2 protein-coding genes are annotated in these 4,275 nt (G+C 41.4%); both read left to right on the forward strand.

Going from position 1 to position 4,275, the window contains the following annotated elements:
• On the forward strand, window positions 1-2,757 hold a 2,757-nt coding region (locus tag ACEYV4_RS09120), incomplete at its 5' end, for a DEAD/DEAH box helicase family protein (RefSeq protein WP_373842975.1).
• Window positions 2,758-2,897: 140 nt separating this feature from the next.
• On the forward strand, window positions 2,898-4,271 hold the full coding sequence (locus ACEYV4_RS09125) for a family 43 glycosylhydrolase (protein WP_373842976.1): 1,374 nt from the start codon (window positions 2,898-2,900) through the stop codon (window positions 4,269-4,271).
• Window positions 4,272-4,275: the final 4 nt, after the last annotated feature.

Here is a 4,275-nt window from a genome sequence, read left to right on the forward strand (position 1 = left end):
ATTAACATGGAAGCAAATCATGAATATAGGTTTCAAAATGGTGATCGAGTTTTCATAAAAGGTCAATTTCACCATTATCTAACGCACCAGCCTTATTACCTAATTAGGAATCAGAATGGTAACAATTATATTCTAAGCCAAAATGAGTTTAAAAATCTTATTGCTTCGGAAAGAAGTACGAATGAGAAAATTGATCTATATTTCCAGTATTTCAGTGGTCGCTTAGATGTTTATGCTCAGAAATGGAGTAATGGTAAGGGATATAGTCCAGCTCTAAAAAATTGGTGGGCATTTTATCAAACGCGAAATGATAAAGTGGCACAGGAAAAATTGACCAAAGAATATGCTCCCTACACAAGGAAAGTTGTATATGACCAGATTATTTCTGATGATTGTTATCATCATTATGGAATCTATCCACTAACAGATAATGATTGTACGAAACTCCTCGTTTTTGATTTTGATAAACATGGCGCACCGATTAATCCGAAAAAAGCGACGATGGCTGTTCTAGGAACTTGTCAAAAGTATGGTATTAGTTGTTTGCCCGAAATTTCTTCGTCAGGTGATAGTTACCATATTTGGTTATTTTTTTGTCAACCAATAAAAGCTTGGATCGCTCGTCAGCTTGGCAAGTTAATTTTGGTTGAAACAATGATGAGTAGTGATAATGTTGATATCTCATGTTTTGATCGTATGATTCCTGCACAAGATAGTTTGCCCAAAAATGGTTTTGGAAATTTAATTGCATTACCCTTAAAATGGTCCGAAGTAAAAGAAAAACGGTCAATTTTTACTGATAAACGATTAAATCCCTTGTTACCTACCCAGCTGTTTGATTGTTTAGCAAGCATTAAGCGATATACTTCTGATGAAATTAATCAACTGGTTAATAGAATTATGAAAGATATGCAGTTAATGAAAGGACAAAACAAGTCATTCGCTTTGTCTAATATTACCAATTATCCAGCTGAAATTAGGGGTTATATAAGTGGCGAGATTTATATTAAGCGACAGACATTGACTAGACGTGAGCAGCTTAGTCTTTTGGGCCTAGTGACTTTTGATAATCCAGAGTTTATTAAAAAACAGAGAATGCGAATGCCAGTGTGGAATGTCCCGTCAGTTTTAACTTCTGGACGTATTGATGGAGAATATATTTGTCTTCCACGAGGCGTTTTAAATATATTAAAGAAGTACTGTTCATGTCATTTAGAAAAGCGATTTGCATCTCCAGACAAGCTTAATGCGACCTTCAATGGGAAGTTAAGAGAAGAACAGCTATTGGCTGTAAAAAATCTTGGCGACCATAACTTAGGAATGATATGTGCTCATACAGGTTTTGGTAAAACAGTTGTTGGCTGCGCACTGGCTGCCTGTCGTAAAGCAAGAACCCTTATTATTGTCCCAACAACCAGCATTGCTAAGCAATGGCAAAAGGCCGCATTTAATTTTCTTAAAATTAAAGATAAGCCGTTTATTGAGTACACAGAAAAGGGGCATGTTGTTCGTAAAAAGAAAGTTGAAATAATCAGTGGGTCACGTAATCGCCCATCAAGGCTAGTTGATATTGTTAATATTAGGAAACTTACACGGATGAGTCCAACAGAAAGAAGGGATTTTTATAAACATTATGGCCAGATAATTGTTGATGAGTGTCACCATATATCAGCAGTTACTTTTGAAAGCACTTTGGTTCAAGCTAATGTTCCCTATATAGTTGGTTTAACAGCTACACCAGAACGCAAGGACGGCCTAGAACAGTTTATGCATTATCGCTGTGGGCCAATTTATTACCAGGGTAATGAAGAGGCTAATTATTTAATTCGGCGCTATATTTATCCAAGATATACTAGTTTTGCTGAAGATAGGACTTTACAAATTAAAGATAATTATTCTCAGAGAATTAATCATTTAGTAATAAATAAAGACCGGAACCAGTTAATCGTTGATGATGTACAACGTGTATTGTCTGAAAATCGGCACATACTTTTATTAAGCGGAAGGGTTAACCATTTAAAAATATTACAAAAAAGTATTCTCGAATTAGTTGGTAAAGGACAGGTTTGTTTAGTTACTGGTGGTGGAAATTCTACAATAGATATTAAGGATGAGCACTTACCATATGTGATCCTCTCGACTAGTAAATATGTAGGTGAAGGCTTTGATATGCCAAGCCTTGATACACTCTTTTTAACAACTCCTTTCTCTTGGAAAGGAAATACTAAGCAGTACTTAGGACGGCTCGAGAGAGGGTTAAATAAGAAAGATGAATTACGCGTTTATGATTATGTTGATTTAGAAGATAATACTTTTATTAAAATGTATCAGAAGCGGGTAAGTGTCTATCGTAAATTAGGTTATGAGTTTGTTAAAAGTAAAAAATGGAATCGCTATGATTCGGTTTATTATACAAGTCAGGATTACTTATCAGTTTGGCAGCATGACATTGATTGTTCATCAAGTATTTTTATGAAGGTAAAGCAGTTAACGAATCAACAAATTGTTTTGTTGACACAGTTAATGAGAGAGGGAAGAAATCTACATATAGAAGTAGAAAGCTTACCCAGTGAGTATAAAACGAACTTACCCTTGAAAGCATCTAAAGGGAAAGTGGGCGTTAATCTTTGTATTATCGATAATAAGATTTGTTGGTATGGTAACCTGAACCTCGGTGGACGTTCTTATGTTCATGCTTCGGGAATTAGGATTGTAAGCCGTAATATAGCAAAAAAAGTAATAGAAGAAAGTGGCTGATACAGGACGACTAAACATTACAATTTATACAAAGTTGTGAGCTTATCAGCTAAATATAAAAAGAAAGCTTCTCAAATAAACCTTTTCGGAGGTGATCCCCCATCAACTTCACCAACCCCTACTTACCAAGTAACGTTTATATTCCCGACGGTGAACCCAAAGTCTATGGTAACCATGTTTACCTATACGGGTCCCACGACCTGCCCGGTACCCGCTTTCCGTGTGAGGGTGATTACCAGTGCTGGTCGGCCTCCGTTGATGATCTCAGCCATTGGCGAAGTGAAGGAACAATTTACCGCCGACTCCAAGACCCCTTTATCAGGCGCCACCAGCATGACCTTCGTCCATTTAGCAAGTACCTCTTTGCTCCCGATGTCGTGCAGGTTGGCGCCCGTTGGTATCTTTACTATGGGGTGGGGATGTCTGGTGCCGGGATTGGAGTCGCCGTTGCGGATTCGCCGACGGGTCCCTTTAAATTCCTTGGACGGGTCACCTGTCCAGATGGTACGATTCTTGGGCACGGTCGGCCGCTATTTACGATGCCGCTAGGGATCCCAATTTTTCATAAAAAGGGTTACCCGTATGACCCCGCCGTTATCTACACGGGTGGCCGGCTGTTTCTTTACTTTGGCTATGGTCACTGCTATGTGGCGGAACTATCGACCACAGACATGCGGACCATCATCAAGGCGCCTGAAACCGACCGGTTCATTTCTCCAGACCTTATTCCAACGAAAACTGCCTGGCGGATGCAAAATGCCCCTTCAATCCGTCAAATTGGCAAGCGCTTCTTCCTAACTTACTATGCTAAAAAGGGGACCAACAACGCGCTTTGCTACGCGACCAGCCAATGTCCATTTGGCCCGTTTAACTTCCGCGGAGTATTGGTCTCCCTTGGTGACGGTGGCGTCTTTGGCAATCAAGCGGGAACTGCCTACCAGGGAAATACGCACGGCGGCCTTTTCTGCGCTGGTGGTCACTACTACCAGTCCTATCACCGGCAGACCGGTGGCCGCAATCCTAACCGTCAAGCATGCCTGGTAGAATTATGCCGCACCAAAGACGGCCTCTTTAAGACGGCCCACTTTACATCGCAGGTGCAGGCGAGCGGCGGCTTGCCCTGGGCCCAGACCTACATGGCAAACACCGCCTGTGTTTTAGTTGACCGGCATGGCTGCTGCCGTAAGCACCGGGCCCCATATTTCGCCTTGCAAAATAACCAGCAGGTGGTAACTAACCTCCGTACAGGGAGCCAGGTGGGCTTTAAGTACCTTGACTTCACGGGTGCAAGTAAAAAGCAGCGCGTAACGGTCGAGCTCACCAACAGCCGGGCAGGGGAAATTAGGGTGCTGGTTGACGACGAAAAACAGCTGGTGGGAACCATTAAAACCACCAGTGGCCAACAGCACTTTGTGGGCACGACTAAAATCCCCGCAGGCCGGCACGCGGTTTATTTCGAGTTTAATGGGCTCAAGCGGGCAAAGCTTGTGGCATTTTGGTTTGGGCCTGCATGAATGT

It is taken from the genome of Limosilactobacillus sp. (assembly GCF_041859915.1).
Classification (GTDB): domain Bacteria; phylum Bacillota; class Bacilli; order Lactobacillales; family Lactobacillaceae; genus Limosilactobacillus.